Annotated in this window: 22 protein-coding genes and 1 tRNA gene; 17 read left to right on the top strand and 6 right to left on the bottom strand. The window is 56.4% G+C overall.

The features are described 5' to 3' along the window. Nucleotides 1-191 precede the first annotated feature (191 nt). From ACNKU7_RS12400 to ACNKU7_RS12370, 7 genes are all read left to right on the top strand, one after another. Entirely contained in the window at nucleotides 192-644 is a 453-nt protein-coding gene (locus ACNKU7_RS12400; protein WP_418297302.1) for a DUF6998 domain-containing protein, read from the top strand. Between the two features lie 131 nt (nucleotides 645-775). After that, entirely contained in the window at nucleotides 776-1,129 is a 354-nt protein-coding gene (locus tag ACNKU7_RS12395) for a zinc ribbon domain-containing protein (protein ID WP_418297301.1), read from the top strand. 947 nt (nucleotides 1,130-2,076) lie between these two features. Then, complete coding sequence (locus ACNKU7_RS12390) at nucleotides 2,077-2,451, top strand: hypothetical protein (protein WP_418297300.1); 375 nt, start codon at nucleotides 2,077-2,079, stop codon at nucleotides 2,449-2,451. Between the two features lie 159 nt (nucleotides 2,452-2,610). Continuing rightward, the gene (locus ACNKU7_RS12385; RefSeq protein ID WP_418297299.1) at nucleotides 2,611-3,090 is read left to right on the top strand and encodes a hypothetical protein; all 480 of its coding nucleotides are present in this window, start codon (nucleotides 2,611-2,613) and stop codon (nucleotides 3,088-3,090) included. 522 nt (nucleotides 3,091-3,612) lie between these two features. After that, entirely contained in the window at nucleotides 3,613-3,822 is a 210-nt protein-coding gene (locus ACNKU7_RS12380; RefSeq protein ID WP_418297298.1) for a hypothetical protein, read from the top strand. A 104-nt stretch (nucleotides 3,823-3,926) separates the two neighbouring features. Further along, nucleotides 3,927-4,175: a DUF1272 domain-containing protein gene (locus tag ACNKU7_RS12375; protein ID WP_418297297.1), complete on the top strand. Its 249-nt coding sequence runs from the start codon at nucleotides 3,927-3,929 to the stop codon at nucleotides 4,173-4,175. Nucleotides 4,176-4,270: 95 nt separating this feature from the next. Further along, the gene (locus ACNKU7_RS12370; RefSeq protein ID WP_418297296.1) at nucleotides 4,271-4,660 is read left to right on the top strand and encodes a GFA family protein; all 390 of its coding nucleotides are present in this window, start codon (nucleotides 4,271-4,273) and stop codon (nucleotides 4,658-4,660) included. An 89-nt stretch (nucleotides 4,661-4,749) separates the two neighbouring features. On the opposite strand, the gene ACNKU7_RS12365 is transcribed toward ACNKU7_RS12370, so the two are convergent. Next, nucleotides 4,750-4,826 (bottom strand) — tRNA-Arg (locus tag ACNKU7_RS12365). Between the two features lie 209 nt (nucleotides 4,827-5,035). Further along, nucleotides 5,036-6,061 carry a tRNA dihydrouridine synthase gene (locus tag ACNKU7_RS12360; RefSeq protein WP_418297295.1) on the bottom strand — a complete coding sequence of 342 codons (1,026 nt, stop codon included), beginning with the start codon at nucleotides 6,059-6,061 and terminating at the stop codon, nucleotides 5,036-5,038. A gap of 162 nt (nucleotides 6,062-6,223) precedes the next feature. Between ACNKU7_RS12360 and ACNKU7_RS12355 the strand changes: the two genes are divergently transcribed. The 8 genes from ACNKU7_RS12355 to ACNKU7_RS12320 all read left to right on the top strand — a co-directional run bounded on the left by ACNKU7_RS12355 (nucleotide 6,224) and on the right by ACNKU7_RS12320 (nucleotide 13,866). After that, nucleotides 6,224-6,580, top strand: coding sequence for an OadG family protein (locus tag ACNKU7_RS12355; protein WP_418297294.1), 357 nt, complete (start codon nucleotides 6,224-6,226; stop codon nucleotides 6,578-6,580). Nucleotides 6,581-6,653: 73 nt separating this feature from the next. Continuing rightward, nucleotides 6,654-8,441: a sodium-extruding oxaloacetate decarboxylase subunit alpha gene (gene oadA / locus ACNKU7_RS12350; RefSeq protein ID WP_418297293.1), complete on the top strand. Its 1,788-nt coding sequence runs from the start codon at nucleotides 6,654-6,656 to the stop codon at nucleotides 8,439-8,441. Between the two features lie 57 nt (nucleotides 8,442-8,498). Further along, on the top strand, nucleotides 8,499-9,767 hold the full coding sequence (locus tag ACNKU7_RS12345; protein ID WP_418297304.1) for a sodium ion-translocating decarboxylase subunit beta: 1,269 nt from the start codon (nucleotides 8,499-8,501) through the stop codon (nucleotides 9,765-9,767). 188 nt (nucleotides 9,768-9,955) lie between these two features. Further along, on the top strand, nucleotides 9,956-10,735 hold the full coding sequence (gene djlA, locus ACNKU7_RS12340) for a co-chaperone DjlA (RefSeq protein ID WP_418297292.1): 780 nt from the start codon (nucleotides 9,956-9,958) through the stop codon (nucleotides 10,733-10,735). A gap of 14 nt (nucleotides 10,736-10,749) precedes the next feature. Beyond that, nucleotides 10,750-11,055 (top strand): BolA family protein, encoded by a 306-nt coding sequence (locus ACNKU7_RS12335; protein WP_418297291.1) that lies wholly within the window; start codon nucleotides 10,750-10,752, stop codon nucleotides 11,053-11,055. A 625-nt stretch (nucleotides 11,056-11,680) separates the two neighbouring features. Next, a complete protein-coding gene (locus tag ACNKU7_RS12330; protein ID WP_418297290.1) occupies nucleotides 11,681-12,442 on the top strand; it encodes an OmpW/AlkL family protein in 762 nt (253 codons plus the stop codon). 108 nt (nucleotides 12,443-12,550) lie between these two features. After that, entirely contained in the window at nucleotides 12,551-13,546 is a 996-nt protein-coding gene (locus tag ACNKU7_RS12325; protein ID WP_418297289.1) for a DnaJ C-terminal domain-containing protein, read from the top strand. Then, nucleotides 13,546-13,866, top strand: a complete 321-nt coding sequence (locus tag ACNKU7_RS12320) for a chaperone modulator CbpM (protein ID WP_418297288.1) — start codon at nucleotides 13,546-13,548, stop codon at nucleotides 13,864-13,866. The genes ACNKU7_RS12325 and ACNKU7_RS12320 overlap by 1 nt, the downstream gene beginning before the upstream one ends. Before the next feature lie 13 nt (nucleotides 13,867-13,879). On the opposite strand, the gene ACNKU7_RS12315 is transcribed toward ACNKU7_RS12320, so the two are convergent. Next, the gene (locus ACNKU7_RS12315; protein WP_418297287.1) at nucleotides 13,880-14,857 is read right to left on the bottom strand and encodes a calcium/sodium antiporter; all 978 of its coding nucleotides are present in this window, start codon (nucleotides 14,855-14,857) and stop codon (nucleotides 13,880-13,882) included. Between the two features lie 148 nt (nucleotides 14,858-15,005). Between ACNKU7_RS12315 and ACNKU7_RS12310 the strand changes: the two genes are divergently transcribed. Then, on the top strand, nucleotides 15,006-15,920 hold the full coding sequence (locus ACNKU7_RS12310; RefSeq protein ID WP_418297286.1) for a DUF533 domain-containing protein: 915 nt from the start codon (nucleotides 15,006-15,008) through the stop codon (nucleotides 15,918-15,920). Here the strand turns inward: ACNKU7_RS12310 and ACNKU7_RS12305 are convergent. Continuing rightward, complete coding sequence (locus ACNKU7_RS12305) at nucleotides 15,892-17,286, bottom strand: serine hydrolase domain-containing protein (protein WP_418297285.1); 1,395 nt, start codon at nucleotides 17,284-17,286, stop codon at nucleotides 15,892-15,894. The genes ACNKU7_RS12310 and ACNKU7_RS12305 overlap by 29 nt on opposite strands. Before the next feature lie 215 nt (nucleotides 17,287-17,501). Further along, a complete protein-coding gene (recQ, locus tag ACNKU7_RS12300; protein WP_418297284.1) occupies nucleotides 17,502-19,343 on the bottom strand; it encodes a DNA helicase RecQ in 1,842 nt (613 codons plus the stop codon). A 29-nt stretch (nucleotides 19,344-19,372) separates the two neighbouring features. On the opposite strand from recQ, the gene ACNKU7_RS12295 reads away from it, so the two are divergent. Beyond that, a complete protein-coding gene (locus ACNKU7_RS12295; RefSeq protein WP_418297283.1) occupies nucleotides 19,373-20,020 on the top strand; it encodes a hypothetical protein in 648 nt (215 codons plus the stop codon). Here the strand turns inward: ACNKU7_RS12295 and ACNKU7_RS12290 are convergent. Next, on the bottom strand, nucleotides 20,017-20,856 hold the full coding sequence (locus ACNKU7_RS12290; protein WP_418297282.1) for a glutaminyl-peptide cyclotransferase: 840 nt from the start codon (nucleotides 20,854-20,856) through the stop codon (nucleotides 20,017-20,019). The two genes, ACNKU7_RS12295 and ACNKU7_RS12290, sit on opposite strands and share 4 nt — an antisense overlap. Nucleotides 20,857-20,916 lie beyond the last annotated feature (60 nt).

The raw sequence follows: 20,916 nt of genomic DNA, 5'->3' as shown, positions 1-20,916 counted from the left end.
GGCTGCCGGGCCGGTAACTTATGGTGGTAAGTTACGGGTCTCACCTTACCGAATATTTGGGGAATTAGGCCATACAATGCGCTGCAACGGGACGGCTTACTTTGTGCACTTTATGCGCCGTCGCTTCGCTCCATTGTTGCGCATAAAATACACAAAGCAAGCCGCCCCTGGGCGCGGCGTTAAGCAGAATAATGAATCACGAAAAATTTAAACAGTTAGTTGAGCAACTCTATGCAACGGTAAGTGAGTTGGAGGAAATGTTTCCTGGGCGTCACTTCACGCCAGATGGCCATATGGTTGGTAGTATTGGTGAGTGTTTAGTTGCAGATTCCTACTCGCTCGAACTTATGACAGCTTCAAACAAGGGCTATGACGCGATCTGTCCAAAGGGAAGGCAGGTTGAAATTAAGGCTACTCAGTCTAAATCGGCTGCTTTTAGAAGTGAGCCAGAGCAAGCCATTGTCATAAAAATTCTTCCAACTGGTGCTTTCGAAGAGGTTTATAACGGCCCTGGAAAGTACGTATGGAAGGAATTTGAGGGTAAAAAATTACCCTCCAACGGCCAATATCAAATCTCGCTCAACAAGCTGAGAGTCATAAATGAAGAGGTGCCCGATTCAGAGCGGGTGCCAAGAAAAGCTTAACAAGGTACGGCAGCCGACGTCTTACTTTGTGCACTTTTTGCACGGTCGCTACGCTCCTATTCTCGTGCAAAAAGCACACAAAGTAAGCCGCCACTGCGCACGGCGTTAACAGGCAGAGGAAATAATCAACCATGTCATGGTTTTGGGATGCTTTTCAGCAGAGCCAGATTTCGGATAATCAAAAGCAGAGTAGTGATGCAAAGCATGATGCAAAAGCGGCGCTCTCATCAATTCGCGAGCTGGAAGAGAAAGTAGATCGCTTGTCCTTGCTATGTCACGCATTATTTGAAGAGCTTGAGCGATCAACCGGGTTTTCCGAGAGCCAGCTAAAACAAAAAATGGTAGAAATTGATCTACGTGATGGAAAACTGGATGGAAAGTTTGATCCCATATCCGGAAAAAATTGTCCCGAGTGTGGCCACATAATCCGGAAGTCCCGCCGAAATTGTTTTTGGTGCGGCGCCAACCTGAAAGGTATTGATTGAGCCCCCTGTTAACAATGCGGTGCAGGCCGACGGCCAACTTTGTGCGCGTTATGCGCGGTCGCTGCGCTCCCATTATCGCGCATAAAGCGCCCAAAATTGTCCGCGGCTGAGCACGGCGTTAACATTTAGTCACACGCGAAAAGTAATTGCATTAGTTTTTGGTTTTTTCGCAACTCTAGTAATTGGAGCGGTTGCTATATATTTCGTAAGTAAAGATAGCGATCTATGCGCTGATCCAGATTCCTGTGATAGCGGTTACTTTCATCGTGTAGAGATTCAGAAAGAGTGCACATGCCAGTATTTGGGGCAACAGTCACCTGCCTTTGAAGAGGGCGTTGTTGCCTGCAGTTCGCTATTTTTAGAGAAAAATTTAAGGGCTAGTCTACCTAAATGCGCACCGTAGAAAGCACAATGTTAACAAGGCCAGGCAGTAAAGCTCCGGGCCTCCGACCCTCCGCGGGATAGCTTACCTTGTGCACATTTTGCGCAGGTCGCTTCGCTCCCATTTTTGCACAAAACACGCACAAGGTAAGCTGCCCCTGCTGGCGGCGTTATGGTGCCGGGCCGTTAAATTTAATTATGTGTGCCCGCGTGTAATTTTTAGCACTGTTTTGGCGTCCAGTATTTGGCTATTCTCCACTGCATATTCACGCAGTTTCGTTCCTAGAGTGTTCGCTCTAGCTGAGTGGATCAGAACAGCACGCTGCAGTATTGTGGAGTGCCAGTAAGATAAGAATTAGGTGGGGAGAGAGCGGTATTCTTTCCTCGTAACTTTCGGGCAGTGGTCAGCCAAGCCGTGGCTGGCAGAGTGCTAATAGTTGGTCCAGAGCGCGTCAGCCATAACCAGGCTAGGCAGCGCCCATCCCCTTCGGGGCCGGGCTGGACGTCCAACGCTGCGCGTCGGCCGCCCCTGCTAGCAACGTTAGCCATCATAAGGAAAGTCGAGCATGAAAATAATAAAAACACTGATGATTGCCACCATTGGTCTATCTCCACTTTCTCATTCGGAGGAAGACCGAGAGCCCTTAAGAACAATGTCAGATTGCTTGATAATGCATAATTGGAGTTCCTGGGGTATGTGGAGATTTGATGTGTATGCACTGGCTAGTGAAAAAATATTGATCGGGGATAGTAATAACTATTTTCTAGTTACATCTAGTGAGCCAGGTTACAAGCATGTAGTTGCTGGGGAAACTGTTGCACACTTCAAAGATGCTGAATCGCTGAAGGAGTTGGGGGCCGAGTGTAAAGAAAATTGCCCCGTAAATTATAAAAAGCGTACTGGTTGGTTTAAGCGTCGGTGCAGCTCTTTTAAGCCCTGAGCCACGAAATGGCTAACAAGGCCGGGCATCCAGGCTCCGGGCCTTCGGCCCTCCGCTGGACAGCTTACCTTATGCACGTTTTGCGCGGTCGTTTCGCTCCCATTTTCGCCCAAAAACGCACAAGGCAAGCTGCCCCTGCCGGCAGCGTTATGAGTCCACATGAATAAAATCGTATTTATCGTATTATTAACGCTGTTTTCGCGGGGCGCTTTCGCATGCAATGAGGATAAAGTTGATATTCTGAAGTATGTTACTGATTCTCGGATGGTGGAATTTCCTGAACATCTGGACGAACCATCTGAGGGCGGCTGTTATTGGATAAATTTTTTGCTGTCACCTAAGTACAGTAACGGGTCGTTATACTTGTCAGAGATGACTGTAAAGTTAATTAGTATAGAGGATTCAATAGTTGCAAGTTTGCCAATTGCGACCCTTGACTACTCAGGGTATCGAACTGCTTATGTTTGCCTTTCAGAGAAGGCACTGGAGAAAAGTGAGTTGGAGTTCCATTTTTTGCACAAATCCCATGCAAAGCTGCATGGTGATGGAGTTCGTGTTTTTGGAAGTATGGCGTGCTCCCACACAGAATCAGTACGTCTTACCAGCTTGCTAGAAACTCATAACAAGGCTAGGCAGTAAAGCTACGGGCCATCGGCGCTCCGCGGGACAGCTTGCCATGTGCACGTTTTGCGCAGGTCGCTTTTTTCCCAATTTTTCGCAAAACGCGCACAAGGTAAGCTGCTCTTTCCGGCCGCGTTATGTTTTCAATCGCATAAGGAGATGCAATGGCTAGTAATACAAATAAACAAGCTTCCACAAACGTCGTACTGCTTATCTTACTCTTCGTTTGTGTGTGGGTTGGCTGGTCCGATTTTGAGCTAGTTAAGCCCGAAGTAACCCAAGAGGAAATCCGATATTCTATTCGTTTTTACGTCCGGACAGCTTTCCAGGTAGCTGTTCAATATTTTATACCGTTGGCTATTTTGGCTTATCTTGGTAAAAAGTTATTGAATCGTGCACCCAAAATATAACCAGCGGTTGTAGTCGCTGCAAAGACGCTGCTGGGTTAGGCTACACTCCAACCACCCTTAAAGCTAGCGTTAGGGTAAGGCCGAGCTCCTCGAACTTTAAATGAGTCAAATAATTTAGTGGTTTTAATTAATGGGTTTATTTGCAAAAATTTGGCGTGGCTGGTCAGTGGGTGTAAGTGTCTTATTTTTACCAGTTCTTCTTGTCGTGTCATTGATGGCTGATGAAACACTAGATCAATTTATGTATGTGATACCGGCAGTACCACTAATCGCAGCATTTCAGGGATTTTTGGTGGCGGGGCTTGTGATGCTCGGTCTAAAAATCTGGCCCCTCAAGTAAGCCGTGTGCACACCCAAACAATCACAGGCAGTGAAGCTCTGGCCCTTCCGGCCCTCCCGTGACGTTATAGGAAATACCAGCATAAAAAACCATAGGGAATTTAAATGTTAGAACTTCGACCAAATTGTGAGTGCTGTGATAAAAGTTTGCCTCCGGGATCAGAAGAGGCATTCATCTGTACCTTTGAGTGTACCTTCTGCCGGATGTGCGCAGATAGTGTTCTAGGTCACGTATGCCCCAATTGTTCGGGCAATTTGGTTCAGCGTCCAATACGCCCTGTATCAGCTTTACGAAACAATCCGGCATCTACCAGGCGCGTGCTTAAAGATGCTGGGTGTCAGGCCCATGCGTAATAATCACTGGCAGAGTGCTTTGACTTCTAGTCGGGCCTTCGTGGGGCAGCGGCAAGCTATCAGGTTGCCAGGTTCCATTTTCAATGCAATAGGAGATGCGAGTGCGTTACCGGGGGAGTTGTCATTGCGGCGCGGTAGTATTCGAAGTAGAGGCGCCGGAAGAGGTCGAGGCGGATTACTGTAACTGTTCGATTTGCAGGAAGTCCGGTTATTTGCACTTGATCGTACCTCGCAGTCGCTTCGTGCTGGTCAGGGGTGAGGACGCGTTATCTACTTACACATTCAATACCGGAGTGGCGCAACACACGTTTTGCAGGACCTGTGGGGTGAAGCCGTTTTATATCCCGCGCTCCAACCCGGATGGGGTGGATGTGAATGTGAACTGCCTGGATGAGCGGCCTGCGGCGGTTACTGTTACCGAGTTCGATGGGCAAAACTGGGAGTTGCATGCGCACTCGTTGGCGCATAAGAGTCGGGAGGGGTAGGGGGCTGGCTGGCAGCGTATCGCGCAGCAACAGAGGTTTAAAAAGGGCATTAAAAAACCCCGAACTCTTGCGAGATCGGGGTTCTTGTATGGCGCACTCGGGAGGATTCGAACCTCCGACCGCTCGGTTCGTAGCCGAGTACTCTATCCAGCTGAGCTACGAGTGCGTTGTTGTGGTTGCGAACTATAGTGACTTGCCTCTTGGCCGTCAACTGATTTTTAAAAAAAATTTTCAAAAACTCTTTGAAAATCCGCAACTTACCGAGCTGTGCGGCCTCTTTGAGGCAGATGCTTAAGCTCGATAGGGCGCGAATTCTGCCGTGCCTTTTGTTTCTTTGCAAGTGCTTTCGCAAAAGTTTTTCGCATCCTGGGTGGCTTAAGCTGCCTCGAACCTGCGGAGGTCTCCAAGCTGCTCTGAGAAGGCGGCCTCCAAAATCTCCGGTTCCCGGTGGCGCTTGATTCGGTCGAAAAATACCCCGGCTTCTGGGAAGGTGAGTTTCAGGTAGGCGAGCCACTGCTTGACCCGGTTGCCGAGATACTTGGTCGGATAGTGTGAACAGGTAGTCTGGTAGTACCGGTACAGCAGGGCGGCCACTTCGGGCCAGGTCATCGGGGTATAAGGGCGGCCTTCGCAATAGGCGCGGATCTGCAGGCCGATGTCGGGGCGGGCAAGCAGGCTGCGGCCAAACATGAAGGCGCTACACCCGGTCACTTCCCGGCAGCGCTTGAAATCCTCAAGGCTCCAGATGTCGCCATTGGCGACAACGAGTATGCCCAGTTGCTCGCGAATCTCACCCACATACTCCCAGTAGGCCGGAGGGCGGTAGCCGTCGACTTTCGAGCGGGCGTGAACCGCGAGTTCTGAAGCGCCGCCTGCTTCTGCAGCTCGCGCATTATCCAGGTAGCTGCTGCGATCCTCGAAGCCGAGGCGGATTTTGGCCGTAACCGGGATATGGTCGGGAACTGCGTTGCGAACGGCGGAGACGATGGCCTCGACTCGGGAAGGGGTTCGCAGCAGGCAGGCGCCGCCGTCACTGTTGTTTACCGACTTGGCCGGGCAGCCAAAATTGAGGTCGATGGCCTTGGCGCCCGCCGCGACGGCCCGCTTTGCGTTATCGGCCATGGGCAGGGGGTTGCCGCCCAGTAGTTGCAGGCGCACAGGGATACCACTGCTGGTCATGGCGCCAGTTTCGATCTCAGGGCAGAGGCGGGTAAACACCCGGCGCGGTAACCGGTTATGGGTAACCCTGACAAACTCGGTCACGCAGACATCAATGCCTCCGAGCTCGGACAGCAGGGCGCGGAGGTGGTGGTCAATTACGCCTTCCATGGGCGCCTGATAAATGCGGGGGATTCCGCTGGGCGACGCAGGCGTACCGGTATTGGGATTGGCAGTAGTCATGAAAGCAAGTTACAGCATGGCTTTACGATAGGTCGATAATTGTACGGATTTCCAGGGCTGGGTGTGAGCATTAATTGAGGTATCTGAGCCGCCAGGGGTATCAGCGTTGGTAATCGGAATAAGTAAGGAAAATGATCGATTTACCCACTTTTATCAACGTTCTTGGTTGCTTTTGTAACTAATAAGTGTTTGATTTTTAAAGGATCTTATATTGATAATAACGGCCGCCATTTTGAACCGAATAAAAATATCGTTAATAACGAGGGGGTAATTGTGCAGGAAACGCTTCTCCAGCAGGGGCTGGATATCACGCTTTACGGCATGGGCATTGTATTTACTTTTCTGCTTGTGCTGGTGATCTGTACAACGATCATGTCCCGCTTTATTACCCGTGTGTTTCCCGAGGCGGAACCTGTGGCCGCTTCTCCTGCCAATCAATCGGCCACCGGTGCGGCCAGCGATCTTCGTCTTCGCAAAATAATTGAGGCTGCCATCGAGCAGCACCGCAACCGACGTTGATAAGCGAGCGCTGATATTTTTCCCGATTCATTAAACATTTTTTGCCAAGATCAATTTCCGAGAGAGACGACCCATGACTGAGGTTAAAAAGCCATTGGGGATTACTGACGTAGTCCTGCGCGACGCCCACCAGTCGCTGTTCGCAACCCGCCTGCGGCTGGATGATATGCTGCCGATTGCGGAGAAGCTGGATAAAGTTGGTTTCTGGTCTCTGGAGTCCTGGGGCGGTGCGACCTTTGATGCGTGCATCCGTTATCTGGGTGAGGATCCATGGGAACGCATTCGTGAGCTTAAAAAAGCGATGCCGAATACGCCGCAGCAGATGTTGTTCCGCGGTCAGAATATTCTGGGTTATCGCCACTATGCCGATGATGTGGTGGAAAAATTCGTAGAGCGCGCCGCGGAAAACGGTGTTGATGTGTTCCGCGTGTTCGATGCCATGAATGACATGCGCAATTTGCAAACTGCGTTGTCTGCAGTGAAGAAGCAGGGCAAGCATGCGCAGGGTACGATTTCTTATACCGTAAGCCCGGTGCACACCATGGACATGTGGGTGGATCTTGGGCGCCAGCTGGAAGACATGGGCGCAGATTCAGTTGCGATCAAGGATATGGCTGGCCTGCTGCGTCCCTATGAAGGTTTCGAGCTGGTTACCAAACTGAAGGCTGCGCTGGATATTCCGATTCACATGCAGTGTCACGCCACGACCGGCCTGTCTACCGCTACGGCCTTGAAGTGTGTGGAGGCCGGTATCGACAATATCGATACGGCGATCTCGTCCATGTCCATGACCTATGGGCACAGTCCGACAGAGGCGGTGGTGGCGATCCTCGAAGGCACCGAGCGCGATACTGGTCTCGACATTAACCTGCTGGAAGAGATTGCCGCGTATTTCCGCGAGGTGCGGAAGAAATATGCGAAGTTTGAAGGCTCCCTGCGCGGCGTGGACTCCCGCATCCTGGTGGCCCAGGTTCCCGGTGGCATGCTGACAAACATGGAAAACCAGCTGCGCGAGCAGGGCGCTGGTGACCGCCTCGATGAAGTACTGGAGGAAATCCCGCGGGTGCGCAAAGACCTCGGCTATATCCCGCTGGTGACACCCACCTCGCAAATCGTTGGCACTCAGTCAGTACTGAACGTACTGACCGGCGAGCGCTACAAATCCATTTCCAGGGAAACCGCGGCAGTTTTGAAAGGCGAGTACGGTGCGACACCGGCCGACGTCAATAAAGAGCTGCAGGATAAAGTACTCGACGGCGCTGAACCCGTAACCTGCCGCCCCGCGGATCTGTTGGCGCCGGAGCTTGATCGCATCACTGCTGAACTGCAGCAAAAAGCGGTCGAGGAAGATATCGCCCTGAGCGAAGGCGAAGGGCAAATCGACGACGTTCTTACTTACGCCCTGTTCCCGCAAATTGGTTTGAAGTTCCTGAAGAACCGCGATAACCCCGCAGCGTTTGAGCCTGTGCCGACCGGTAATGAAGGTTCTGAGGTCAAGAATGAAAAAGGGGAAGGCGTCTACACCGTCTCGGTAGAGGGCAAGAGCTACACCGTGACGGTTGCCGACGGTGGTGAAGTCACTGGCATGGTGGAAGTGGGAGGCAGTGCACCTTCCGCGTCAGCTGGCGCAGCACCCGCCGCCGGTACTGGTGAACCCGTAAAGGCGCCGCTGGCGGGCAATATCTTCAAAGTGCTGGTTAAACCTGGTGACCAGGTGACAGAAGGCCAGAACATCGTGATTCTCGAAGCGATGAAAATGGAAACGGCCGTGAGCGCCCCGCGCGCCGGTAGCGTGACCGGTGTCAGTATCAAGGAAGGCGATTCCGTGGCGGTGGGCGACGACCTGCTGACCATCGCGTAATCGGGGGACGATGTGGAACATATAACAAATCTTTGGTTGTCGTCCGGCGCCTACAAAATGTCTTCCGGCCAGTTTGTGATGATTCTGGTCGGGCTGGGGCTGCTGTTTCTGGCCATTCGCAAAAACTTTGAGCCGTTGCTGCTGGTGCCGATCGGCTTCGGTGGCATCCTTGCCAATATTCCCGGGGCGAACCTGGCCTTGCCGGCGGTTGAGGCGGCGATGTATTCCGGGGATGCCGGGGTGCTGGGGCAGCTGGCACAAGCGCTTGGCCTCAGCGGCTTCGAGTCGATGCAGGGGCTGAAGGAAGCACTTGAGGCTGCGCCCGCCGCCGCCCATGAGCGGGCAGCTCAGGTGGCGCAGGACGCCGGCTTTAACAACGGCATGCTGTATAACTTCTACTCGGTTGCCATTGCCTCCGGCGTTGCGCCGCTGGTGATTTTCATGGGCGTCGGGGCGATGACCGACTTTGGCCCGTTGCTGGCCAATCCACGCACGCTGTTCCTCGGGGCCGCAGCGCAGTTTGGCATTTTCGCCACGGTGCTCGGCGCGGTGGGTATGTCGGCTGCCGGGATCATGGACTTCTCCATCGCGGACGCCGCAGCCATCGGTATTATTGGCGGTGCGGACGGCCCCACAGCCATTTATGTGTCCAGCCTGCTGGCGCCAGACTTGCTTGGGGCGATTGCCGTTGCGGCCTATTCGTATATGGCACTTGTGCCGCTGATCCAGCCGCCGATCATGCGAGCGCTGACGACCGAGCAGGAACGCAAGATCGAGATGGTGCAACTGCGCCCGGTGAGCAAGCGGGAAAAAATCGTATTCCCGCTGGTGCTGTTGATTCTGGTGGCACTGTTCCTGCCGGATGCGGCGCCGCTGCTGGGTATGTTCTGTTTTGGTAACCTGATGCGCGAATGTGGCGTGGTCAATCGCCTTTCGGATACGGCCCAGAATGCGCTGATCAATATCACCACTATTTTCCTGGGGCTGTCTGTGGGATCCAAGCTGGCGGCGGACAAGTTCCTCGATCCCAAGACGCTCGGGATTCTGGCTCTGGGTATTGTCGCTTTTGCCATCGGAACCGCGGCAGGGGTATTGATGGCCAAGCTGTTGAATGCGGTGAGCAAGACCAAGATCAATCCGCTGATCGGCTCGGCGGGCGTGTCTGCGGTTCCCATGGCTGCTCGCGTATCCAACAAGTTGGGGCTGGAGGCAAATCCGCACAACTTCCTGCTGATGCACGCGATGGGCCCGAATGTGGCCGGGGTGATCGGGTCGGCCGTGGCGGCCGGTGTGATGATCACTATGGTTCGGGCGATGACAGGCTGATGTCTGCCGTTGGCGTGTAATTTGATAGAGACCCCGCTTCGGCGGGGTTTTTTGTCTCTGCTGGCGGTGCATGACTGCCTGGTCTCTACGGGTGGTTCCGCTGGCAGTCTAATAGCCGTCGCCGTGGTAAGATGGTCGCCGTTTTTTGAGCCACAAGGCACCTTCACTCAGGTGCGGAAGGAGAGGTTATGTCCTGGTTGGGAGCGGGTATCGGTGCGGGCATCGGCATGATGTTCGGGGGGCCAATTGGCGCTGCGCTGGGTGCCTGGGTAGGCAGCTCGTTTGGATCCGGTCTCAAGAAGATGGCGGATGCAGGGATCACCCTGAATCGGGATGGCGCGCAAACCGTATTTATTGTCACGCTGTTTTCCATGCTGGCGAAAATGGCGAAGGCCGATGGGCAGGTATCCAAGGCTGAAATCCAGCTCATCGAAGACTTTATCAAAAACAACCTGCGCCTCACTGGTGAAGATCGCGAGCAGGCGATCAAGATTTTCCAGAACGCCAAGTCTGATTCTTACAGCATTTACGACTATGCGGAGCAGTATCGTCAGCTGATCCGCAATCAGGCCATGCGTGAGATGGTGTACCGGCTGCTGTTTGCGGTGGCATTTGCCGATGGTGAGTTGCACCCGGCGGAAGAAAAGATCTTGCGCCAGATTCCGGCATCTCTGGGGCTGCACGAGTCGATCTTCAGCGCCATGTTCCAGGAGTTCGGCCGCGGTGCAGCCGGTCACAGCGGTGGCCTGCAGGCGCATTACGACATCCTTGAATGCAGCCCGGATGCCAATGATCGGGAGCTCAAGTTGGCCTACCGGCGAAAAGCGGCGGAGTTTCATCCGGACAAGCTGGCAGCCAAGGGGCTGCCGGATGAGTTCATGCGTCACGCAGAAGACCAGATGAAGAGCATTACCGTCGCTTACGACACCATTGTTGCCGCGCGCAAGCGCGAGGCGGCGGTTAACTAAAGGAGTTACAGAATATGTCCCTGGCGGAAACCATTCAGAACAAGCTTACCCAGGCCTTTGCCCCCAGCCATGTGGAAGTGGCCTGTGAGAGCCATATGCACAATGTCCCGGAAGGTGCCGAGATGCATTTCCGGGTGGTACTGGTAAGTGAAGAGTTTTCCGGTGTGCGCAAGGTTCAGCGGCATCAGAAAGTATACGGCGTGCTGGCTGACGAGATGGCCGGGCCGATTCACGCATTGGCGCTGCACCTGTTTACGGCGGAGGAATGGCAAGGCCAGGCGCCCGAGAGCCCCCAGTGCCTGGGTGGCAGCAAGTCCTGAGTGTGATTTAGTGCGTGCCGGTGGTTGCCGGTGCGCCTTCCTTTATTCCTGTATTCCTGTCTGTTCCTTTGCCTTTCTCTTTGCCGTTCTCTCCAGCGGTATTTTCTTGCCGGCCTGCCCTGGTCCAAGGTCATCCAAGCTCGCACTCTTCAAGGGTATTTTCACCCGCCACTTTTTTTGGTTCGCGATGAGCGGGAGCGAGTTGCTCTCACGCATGTAAAGTTTTTGCCGCCATTTTTTTACTCGCCAACACTTCTTAACAGCAGGGGCGACTTTTCTGTTGGAAGTGTGAATGTCGCCTGAATAGATGACGGAAATTTTCCTATGCTTTTTTGAAGCGTATTTTCTTGTGGCGCAGAAATAATTTTCAGAGGCTTTTTTGGCGGGGAATGCCGCCTTCCTGGCGTAAAAAATATCTCCGCACAGTGGTTAAGACGTGAAGAGAAAATATGCGCCAGACGCTGCTCACATCAAAAAAAATAACTTGTGCGACAACAAAACATATAAGTTCCCTGATTCGGCATTTTTTTTGGTTGTTTTTTCTACAGCGCTGCTTTCCCGTGTCTAGACTGACAAGTGATTGGGTTGATTGCTGTTTAATTTGCCGAATACGATGGAGTTCTCAATGAAAATGACACGCGTTCTGACACCGCTTGCAATCGCTGTAGCTGCACTCGTGAGTGCTCAACAGGCCGCGGCCGGCATGTGGGATGAGGGTGATTTTGTCGTTCGGGTTGGTGCCAGCTGGGTCGATCCGGACGATAGTGACAATAACCTGCGTTTTGACGACGGTAGAATTCACGAAGGCTACGATGTCGATAGTGATACTACCTGGAACATTTCCGGAGCCTGGCTGCCAGCTGAGCACTGGGGGGTTGAGCTGATGTATATCGGTGAAACCAACCACGATTTGGATCTGGAGCGCATTCGCGACGGAGACATTATCTACGACCTCGACGGTATTAATGTCGGAGATTTCGACGCCAGTTACGCGAATGCGTTTGTCAACTGGTATCCGCTGAGCCGTGATTGCCTGGGCCAGCCCTACATTGGTATTGGTGTTAACTACACCGATTTCAGTGATGCAGGCTTCAGCCGTGCACTCAATGACGAGCTGATTTTCAATGACCTCGCCGTGAATGGTGTGGACATTGGTATCGGCCACTCCTGGGGTGTCACCGGTCAGGTGGGTGTGGACTTCCGCTTCGGGCGCGACAGTGCTTTCCTGGTGAATGCCGCCGTGCTCTACATCGATGCCGACACGGATATCGATTTTTACTACAAGGATCCACAATCCAGTGATCCGTCCATCACTCGTCGCGCAACAGTGAACGATGTGGACTACAGCCCTTGGGTATTCAACCTGGGCGTTGGCTACTCTTTCTAAAAGAGCGGCTGGTTCAAGGATGAACGGAAAAGGCACCCTCTGGGTGCCTTTTTTATTGGGCGCGTTTATTGGCTGTTTTCTCACCCTCTGCAATGGCTTCTCGCAGCTATGGAATACAAGGATTACTACCAGATACTCGGGTTAAAACGGGATGCCGCGCAGGATGAAATCAAGCGGGCCTATCGCAAGCTCGCGCGCAAGTATCACCCGGACGTGAGCAAGGAAGAGGCGGCGGAGGATCGCTTCAAGGAAGTCAGTGAAGCTTACGAAGTGCTGAAGGACCCGGAGAAACGCGCGGCTTACGACCAGCTGGGTAATCAGTGGAATGCCGGGCAGGACTTCAGGCCTCCGCCGGACTGGAACCAGGGGTTTGAGTTTCATGGCGGCGGCTATACGGAAGCAGATCCCGAGGCATTCAGCGATTTTTTTGAAAGTCTGTTCGGGAGAAGGGGATTCAGTGGGGGCGGCTTTCGTGGTGATGGATATGGCGGCGGTGGTCATGGCGGCAGGGGGCGCACCTTTCATGCCCACGGCAATAATACCTACGCAAAGATCTTTATTGACCTGGAAGACAGTTATCACGGTGCCACACGCCAGATCGGGCTGAAGCATTCAGAGCTGGGTGCTGATGGCCGCCCGCAAATTCGCGAGCGGAAGTTAAATGTAAAAATTCCCAGGGGCGTAACCGAGGGGCAGCAGATTCGCCTGGCGGGGCAGGGTGAGCCCGGCATCGGCGAGGGGAAACCCGGGGATCTCTTTCTGGAAATCCACTTCAATCCCCACGGGCGCTACAGCGTCGAAGGCGCCTCGGTGTACCTGGATCTGCCCGTTGCCCCATGGGAGGCTGCATTGGGCGCAAAGGTGCAGGTGCCGACGCCGGCTGGCGATGTACACCTTACGATCCCCCCGAACAGTCGCACCGGTGGCAAGCTGAGGTTGAAGGGCAAAGGAATACCGGCAAAAAGCCCCGGGGATCTCTATGTGGTACTCGATATCGTGACGCCGCCAGCGACCACGGAAGCAGAAAAAGCGGCCTATCGGGAATTCAGTGCATCATTCAAGTTTGATCCCAGGGCTGAGCCCGGCCGCCGGGGAGGTGCGTGATGGAGAAACGGCAGAATGAAATGGATGTTCCTGCGATTCTCGATGAATCGAGCGAGCTTACCCTGAGCGAACTGTGTCGCGCATGCGGCCTGCCTGCGGAACACGTTCTGGCACTGGTGGAGGAGGGGGTTATCGAGCCTCTGGGTAGTGTGGCCCACTGGCGCTTCAGCGGCATTTGCGTGCGCCGGGTAAGGCGCGTTTATACCCTCGAGCGGGATCTCGGGGTGAACCTGGCTGGAGCCGCGCTTGCGATTGAGTTACTTGAAGAAATCGAGCGTCTCCAGGCGCGGCTGCGGCGCCTGGAGAGCAGGGATGAATAGGAAAAGAACCGGCTTATTGTGCCCGGGTAATCTCCAGAATCAGGTAGGCGGTATAAGCGACATACGCCAATAGCAGTGCGAGGCCCTCCCAGCGGTTGATACGCCCCTGGCCCCGGAAACCGTAGGCAAATACAAACAGGGCGATGGTTAGCCCCACCACCATGGGCCAGTCGCGTGTAACCACCTCATGGGGTACCGCGGACATGGGCGCGATCGCGCCGGCGATACCGACTACGGCCAGGAGGTTGAACATATTGGAGCCAACAACGTTGCCGATGGCAATGTCGTGTTCGCCCTTGCGCGCGGCCACCACGGTTGCCGCCAGTTCCGGCAGCGATGTGCCCAGTGCAACGATGGTCAGGCCGATGATCAGGTCGCTTACCCCCAGTTGCTGGGCGATGGTGACGGCGCCCCAAACCAGCAGGCGGGAACTCAGGATCAACAACGCGAGACCTGCGACCACCCAGAAAACCGCTTTACCTACCGGCATGGCGTGGGTCTGTAGCTCGCTTTCTACTTCGCTCTCGATCACATCGCCTTTGCCGGTCAATGCGGAATAGATTGACCAGCCAATCAGTCCGAAAAAGCCGGCGAGCAGTACCAGGGCTTCCCAGCGTTCCAGCCCGCCATCCCACAGAAAGGCGCCAGTAAGACAGCTGATTGCCAGCAACAGCGGCAGCTCTTTGCGCACGATCTTGGAGTGAACGCTGAGCGGAATCAGTATTGCGGTAAACCCGAGAATCAGGCCGGTATTGGTGATATTGGAGCCGTAGGCATTACCCAGGGCCAGTCCGGGGCTTCCATCCAGCGCTGCCATGGCCGAAACCACCATTTCCGGTGCGGAGGTACCGAAGCCGACGATCACCATACCGATCAATAACGGGGGCATACCGGCGTGGCCGGCGGTCGCCGCGGCACCTTCGACAAAACGATCGGCGCTCCATACGAGGAGGGCAAAGCCGACGAGAATGGCAATCAATGGGAGGATCATAGTAGTCCTTATACAGCCTGGCGGATTTAGCGTATTGCGGGGCGCATTGTAGCGACTCTGCCGCCCGCTTGCAGCGCCTGCGAGTGGTGGGGGTTTTTGCTGGACCTTAAAGTTTGGGCTGCTTGTATCAGTTCACAGGTGACTCGCGATGAACAAAAAGCTGCTGCTCGGTGCGTTGATCGGTGCCGGTATATCAATGCTGAATAAAAAGATCCGTGCCCAATCCGCTCCGGCGCCGGGCACGCCACCGCCGGATTTCAGTAAAGTACCGGCTCCGGAAGCGGGCGATGGCCCGAGTCTTGACGATATCCTCGCGCGTGCCGGCAAGCCCGGTGGACTCGGCGGCGGCTGGCAGGGTCAGGCGCCGGGAGGTGCACAGGCTGCGCCGCAGGGGCCGGGCAGCGGTGATATTTTCGGCGGCGCAGTCCCGGCGGGGGCCGGGGCGGGTGGTGCCGCGGTTTTAATGGAAATGGCGCGGCGTATATTTGAACAAATGCAGAAACAGCAGCAATCAGGGGGCGCGCCCGGCGGCGCTTCTGGGGGCGGTGCCCTTGGCGATATTCTGGGGCAAATCTTCGGCCGCGCCGATGGCAAGTTCGGGCAGCAGGGACCTCAGGGGCCCCAGTCCAGCCCGGGAAACTGGCAGCAAATGCAGCCCCGCGGCAAGGGCGGGCTGTTCGGATTTGTGGACACAGACGTGGACGCTGACGGCGGCGATGACCAGCAGGCCGAGACCATGTTGAAAGCCATGATTGCCGCGGCTCAGGCCGATGGGCGCATTGACGCCCAGGAGCAGGAGAACATCCTGCAGGCGCTCGACGGGCAGCTGGACAGCGGAGACCTGGAGGGGCTGCGCACCCTGTTGACGAGCCCGGTGGGGCTGGATGACGTGGTTGCGGAGGTCAACGACCCGGCCACCGCCTTCAACCTGTATCTGGTTTCGGCGATGACCATCAACCCGGACAATGCCCAGGAGCGCCAGTATCTGGACAGCCTGGCGCAGCGCCTGGGCATTTCCGACCAGGCCGCCCAGGTTATTGAGCAGCAGATACCCCGAGGTTAGCGCTGTTGGCCGCTGGCAGGAGTCTGGCAAAGTTGGCGCCGGTGGGATAGTCACCGGCGCTCCATCCCAGCCTTACCGCGACGGTATTGGTCGACGGTGAGATCATCACAACCTGTTTGCGGTTGCCGAGCATAAAGTAGGCGTCTGCCGGCAGCTCCGCAAAGCGCAACTCGTCGCTGCCGCTGTTCAGCCAGAACTGGTAACCGTAACGGGGATCGTTGGCGCTGGTGTTTGGCGTTTGCGCGCGTTTTACCCACTCTTCCCCCAGCAGCCGCTGCCCCTGCCAATGGCCCTGGCTCAGCATCAGCTGGCCCAGTCGGGCCCAATCCCGTGCCGACGCGTAGATATAGGAACTGCCCACGAAGACACCGCTAGGATCCAGTTCAAACACGGTGTCGCGCATGCCAAGCGGGCTCAATATCTCGCTGTGGAAAAAGTCCACGCTGTTTTGGGGTTGTCCCCCTAAACGCTCGGCGATCCAGCGTGCCAGAAGGTTGGTGGTACCGGATGAGTAGGAAAAGTGCTCGCCCGGTGTGTGCAGGGGCTGGCTGGCGAGCGCGACGTCCGACGCGCTGTCGGTATTGAACAGCATGCGGGTAGCGTCGCTGCCCGGGGCATAGGTTTCGTCGAATGCGAGCCCCGAGGACATGTGCAGCAGGTTCTCGAGGGTGATCTCCGCGCGTGCGTCATCCTGCCATTGTGCAAACAGCGGAGTGGTGGCGGGGTCCGCCAGTCCCATTTGCTCCAGCCTTCCAATCATCATAGCGGTCAGGCTCTTGCCCATGGACCAGCCAAGCAGGGGCGTGTCAGCGCTGACGCCCTCTGCGTAAGACTCGGCAACCAGCTGGCCGTCCTGGATCAGAACCAGTGCCCGGGTCTGGTAGCCTGCGGCGTTGTCAGCAGCCAGTAGCGCATCCAGCTTCTGTTGTAACTCGGGATCTATGGCTGGCGCGCTGTTGCCGATGGGCCAGGGGGCTTCCGAAGGCGTCAGTTTGGCCGCGCTTATGCGATCCAGAGGCGCGGTGTCGCCGATATCCAGTGTGCAACCCAAGCCCTCGCGGTAGCTGGCGCTGGTGTGGCCGAGGCCAAGCAGCGAGGCGCTGACCCGGCGGTTGCCCTCGTCGTATTCCAGGTTCAGCAACTGGTTGGCCGGGGAATAGGACGCGAGATCCTCAAGGTTTTGATCCGGGGAAAATCCGGACACGAAGCGCCCCGAGCACGCCAGCTTTGCCCCCATGCCGGTGGCGACATTGACCGCTGTACCCAGCTGAGTAATGGAAAAGCCCAGCATGGTTGGCGCGAGCAGGGTGAGCGCGATGGCCAGGGTGGCGGTGCCGGCCAGGGCCGAGAGGAGAATTTTTTTCATCGTTGTTGTTGCGTCTCAAAACTTAAACAGGGCGAGTAAATCCCGGGCGGGGTGCGATACCTGAATGAATTTTAACAACCGGGCGATCGGGCTTGGCAGGTTAAGCGCGGCCAAGAATGTCGGCCACAGGGATAGCGTGTTCATGGGCTTGGGTTGCTGCGAAGGAGCCATTCCCGGTAACGGTACCGCCACCGTCATGGACGATGGCGGATCACCTAGCTTTCGGCAAAGTCTGCCAAAAGCTTTAAGAAGTCGTCACCGAAGCGTTCCAGTTTGCTGTCGCCAATGCCGGAAATCGCCAGCATTTCGTCGCGGTTGCGCGGCCTGGCGCTCAGCATTTCCCGCAGGGTGGCATCGTGGAAGACCACATAGGGGGGCACGCCGCGCTCTTCAGCCAGGCGCTTGCGCAGGGCGCGCAAGGCGTCCCAGAGCGGCTGGTCTTCCGCGGTCAGCTCCTGCTCGGCACCACGGGCGCGCGACTGTGGCCGTGCCGCCTTGGGGGCTTGTTTTGGCAGGGTGCGCAGAAACAGCGGCTCCTCTTCGCGCAATACCGGGCGGCAGAGTTCGGTCAGTTGCAGAGCGTTGAAGGCCTCGGCGTTGACGCGCAGGTAACCCTGAACCACCAGCTGGCGGGTAATGGCCCGCCATTCGTTCGCGCTCAGGTCGGTGCCGATGCCGTAAGTGGACACCTGCTGGTGTTCGAACTGGCGCACTTTTTCGGTATCCGCACCGCGCAGTACATCGATGACATGGGCGGCACCAAAGCGCTGCCCGGTGCGGTAGATGCACGACATCAGCTTGCGCGCCGCCTCGCTCGCGTCCCAGGTAGCCGGGGGCTCCAGACAGGTGTCGCAGTTGCCACAATCTGCAGCCAGCTCTTCCTCGAAGTAGCGCAGCAGGGCGCGACGCCGACAGCTTGTTATTTCACACAGGCCGAGCATGGCGTCCAGTCGCTGGCGCTCCTGGCGCTTGTGCTCTTCACTGCCTTCCGACATGGCTGCCATCTGGCTGAGTTTCACCACATCTTCGAGCCCGTAGAGCAACAGGGCGGTAGCGGGTTCGCCATCGCGGCCGGCGCGGCCGGTTTCCTGATAGTAGGCCTCGATACTTTTGGGGAGATCCAGGTGGGCGACAAAGCGCACGTCCGGTTTGTCGATGCCCATGCCGAAGGCAATGGTCGCCACCACGATGACGCCTTCTTCCCGCAGGAAGCGCCGCTGGTGATCCGCGCGCACGGTGGCCGGCAGCCCCGCGTGGTAGGGCAGGGCATTGAACCCCTGTTCCTGCAGCCAGGTTGCGGTGGATTCCACCTTACTGCGCGACAGGCAATACACCACGCCGGCATTGCCCTGCTGCTCACTCTGGAGAAACTGCAGCAGCTGGCGCTTGGGATTGCTCTTGGCGGTGATGCGGTACTGGATATTCGGGCGGTCAAAACTGCTGACAAAGTGGCGGGCATTTTCCAGATCCAGGCGGGTGGCGATTTCCCGCCGGGTGCGCTGGTCGGCGGTGGCCGTCAATGCCACTCGCGGCACCTGCGGAAAACGCTGGTGCAGGCAGGACAATTGCAGGTAGTCAGCCCGGAAATCGTGGCCCCACTGACTCACACAGTGGGCCTCGTCGATCGCAAACAGGGAGATGTCGGCGCGCGCCAGCAGGTCGAGGGTGCGGGGCTGCAGCAGGCGTTCGGGTGCCAGGTAAAGGAGTTCCAGTTCGCCCCGTAACAGCCGCGATTCGATGTCCTGCGCCTGCTCGAACGCCAGGGAAGAATTCAGGAACTCTGCGGCAACCCCCGCGGCGCGCAGAGCCTCAACCTGATCCTGCATCAGGGCGATCAGGGGCGAAATGACCACGCCGCAGCCGGGGCGGGCGAGGGCCGGAATCTGGTAGCACAGGGATTTGCCGCCACCGGTCGGCATCAGAACCAGGGCATCATTGCCATCCACCAGTGTCTGGATAATGTCCTCCTGGTCACCGCGGAAACCGCTGTAGCCGAAGGTGTGCTCAAGGATGTACTCGGGAGAGAGGGACGTGGTGGCGGTGGCTGAGTCTGTCATGGGGCGGGAGTATACCCGCGGCAGGGGCAATGGGCGAACCGGATCGCCAGTGCCTGCGACTCCAGTCCCCGCCCGACTGGCACACGTTTATCTGGTGGCTTGTGCTGGACGATGGTGCCAACGGTTGGCGCGACTTTCTGCGTGCATCGCCAAACCTGAACTATAATCCCAGCACCGCAGACATAGACAGGGACGAAGCTATGCGCGTAATAAAAGCAATCAGTAAAGGGCTGGTCTACGGCCTCATAAGCCTAGGGGGAGCGTTGGGGGGCGTCACTTTGGCGGGCTGCACAACCACGGCCCCCGATCCGGTCAACCCCCGTGCGTTGGCGCAATCCGCCCTCGCGGATACCCACCTTGGCTGGAAGCCGGCACCGGCGAATCAGCTGAACTACTCTCTGGCCACCTCGAGCGGTATCGCGCGGATGGAAATGCGTGAACTGCCGGAAGACCTGCAGGCGGTAACGATCGAATTGCCCGGAATGCGCAATATCGAGGGTGTGCAGTGGCAGGCCGTCAGCGGGGATCACGCGCTGTTGTTTGATGGTGGCGAGGGCGCCGATGGCGTAACCGTAAAACGCCAGCACCGGGGATACACCCTGCAGGTGCAGGGGGCTGCGCTGGATACGATTCGCAGGGGCGGTTTCCTGACGGTGATCGACTACTATCGCAACTAATTGGCTTGCTGCGGCGTTGCTGATTGCTCTTTGGTCGCGCCTTCTTGGAACCCGAGCCCCTGGGGGCGAATCAGGTACAGGGCAGGCCAGTATTTGCCGGTAACCCACAGGCCGTTCCTGGCCTTATCCCAGGCAATGCCGTTCGCCACGGCATCCACATCCCGCCGGCTGCCCAGCGTATCCATCTGCAATTGCGCAACGTCCAATACGCCCTTCACGCGCCCGCTTTGCGGGTCAATGGCGACAATCCGCGGATCCATCCAGATGTTGGCCCAGATCAGGCCGTGGGCATATTCCAGCTCGTTGAGACGGGCCCATTTTTCGCGGCCGCCGTGCACCTTTAGGCGGCGCAGCACCCGGAAATCCTTCGGGTCGCGGAATGTCAGTTCGTCGCTGCCGTTACTCATGATCAGGTGCCTGCCGTCGCTGGTCAGTCCCCAACCCTCGCCTTCGTAGTCGCGGGTCTGCTGCAGCTTGAAGGTATTGCGGTCGTATACCTGCAGTTCACCAGCCCGGTAGGTCAACAGAAATACCTGATCCCCGTAAACCGCGAGCCCCTCCGCAAAGCGGTTGGCAGCGAGCCACTTGCGCCTTACAGGCTGCGCGCCGGGATCGGTATACTCGGCGAGCCAGGAGCGGCCGTAGAGCCCGCTGCTTTCAAGCCAGCGTTCCCCGTCAAAAAACAGTCCCTGGGTAAAGTGGTCCGCGGGGCGATCGCGTTTATCGAGAATGTCGTACTGAATTTCGCCCGGTGGCGCATCCTGGGCGAGTGCCATGCCTGAGCAGGGCGTCACGAGCAGAAGGAAGAGTCTCAGGATCGACAAAGCGCGGTTCATATAAATTCAGTTTTTGTTTATCGGTTGAGTGGTACGCTTGCTGCCACTTTTTCTATTTTT

It is taken from the genome of Microbulbifer weihaiensis (assembly GCF_048323715.1).
GTDB lineage: Bacteria > Pseudomonadota > Gammaproteobacteria > Pseudomonadales > Cellvibrionaceae > Microbulbifer.
This window is presented reverse-complemented; position numbering and strand designations above follow the sequence as displayed.